This window comes from Desulfovibrio sp. 1188_IL3213 (assembly GCF_036763145.1).
Lineage (GTDB): Bacteria > Desulfobacterota > Desulfovibrionia > Desulfovibrionales > Desulfovibrionaceae > Desulfovibrio.
In genome coordinates this window covers 1-1,471 of record NZ_JBAIYR010000507.1, presented here as the reverse complement: position 1 = coordinate 1,471, position 1,471 = coordinate 1, and the positions used below count along the sequence as shown (strand labels likewise).

Annotated in this window: 1 protein-coding gene and 1 pseudogene; both read left to right on the top strand. The window is 58.7% G+C overall.

The genetic code is table 11. From position 1 onward, the window contains the following. Positions 1-581, top strand: a 581-nt coding sequence (gene ilvC / locus V6C16_RS13105) for a ketol-acid reductoisomerase (RefSeq protein ID WP_333543419.1), incomplete at its 5' end; no start/stop codon positions are given. Positions 582-881: 300 nt separating this feature from the next. Then, positions 882-1,471, top strand: a pseudogene (locus V6C16_RS13100) (hypothetical protein); the annotation flags it as partial.

The window sequence follows — 1,471 nt, the reverse complement described above, 5'->3', positions numbered from 1 at the left end:
CCGAGGGCGGCGGCGTACCCTGCCTCGTGGCTATTGAGCAGGACGCCACCGGCAAGGCCCTTCAGATGGCCCTGGCGTATGCCAAGGGTGTGGGCGGCGCGCACTCCGGCGTCATTGAAACCACCTTCCGCGAAGAAACTGAAACCGACCTCTTCGGCGAGCAGGCCGTGCTGTGCGGCGGTGTTTCCGCACTGATCAAGGCCGGCTTTGAAACCCTGGTGGAAGCCGGTTACCAACCTGAAATGGCCTACTTTGAATGCCTGCATGAAATGAAACTCATTGTGGACCTCATGTACGAAGGCGGCCTTTCGCGCATGCGCTACTCCATCAGCAACACCGCTGAATACGGCGACTACGTCACCGGCCCCCGCCTGATCACCGATGAGGTGAAAAAAGAGATGAAGGCCGTGCTCAAGGACATCCAGAGCGGCGTGTTTGCGCGCAACTTCATTCTTGAGGCCCGCGCCAAGTATCCCATGTTTCTTACCACCCGCCGCAACGAATCTGAACATCAGATCGAAAAAGTGGGCAAAGAACTGCGCAGCATGATGCCCTGGCTCAAGAAAGACAAAAAGGACTAGTGCAATTTTTTTTGAAATTGCACCAGCGGCTGCGTGAGCAGCCGCCCGCAAGTACAAACGGCCATCCTTCCGGGTGGCCGTTTTTTTGCGCGGCAGTCTGGCAGTGAACAGACGCCCGCCACGCCGTTGCGTTCACCAGTTGTGCGTTTGCGTCTTTTCTCATAACCTGATACGAAAAACCGTGGCTTTGCACGTGGTTCGCTCCGGCGGCACGACCAGCGGCCACCATACCGCGTACTGGCGACAAATCCCGCCCTTCCGGCCCCGGAGCCGATTGTTCCTAACCCCATGAGGTCGCGCATGGCTGCCCAAAACGCCCATGAAAATACTGAAGAAATCATCGACCTGACAGAACTTATCGAAAAAGGCGAGGTTCCGGCGGCCAACGAACAGGCCGAACAGGCCGAACCCGCTCAAACTGATGATGACCAGAATGGTCTGCATTCGCATATGCGCAGCCTGAATGAAGAAGGCCGCCAGACCGATGCGGAAATTGACGACCTGCTGGCGCAGATGGAAGCCAGGGACGATAACGAAGATTTTCCCGCCGAAGGCGAAATGTCATTCGCTGCGGCTGCCGATACAGCAACAGACAACACAGCGGCTCAGCAGGCCGACAAGCCTGCCGGGGCAGAAACTGCCGTTGCGCCCGGCGGCCACATTGTGGACCCCAACGAAAAACTGCACATGCCCGGCATGGGTGACGTTGACAATCTACTGAATTCTCTTGATATTCCGCCGCAGCCGCCGCAGCGTACCACGAAACCCCAGTCCCCCCGGCACACAGATGCCGCCGTGGATCAGATGCTGGACGGCCTGACGGGAGCGGCATGCCCCGTAACGGCCCAGCCCGAGCAGGCAACCGACAACGCCCACGGCAACAAGATCGG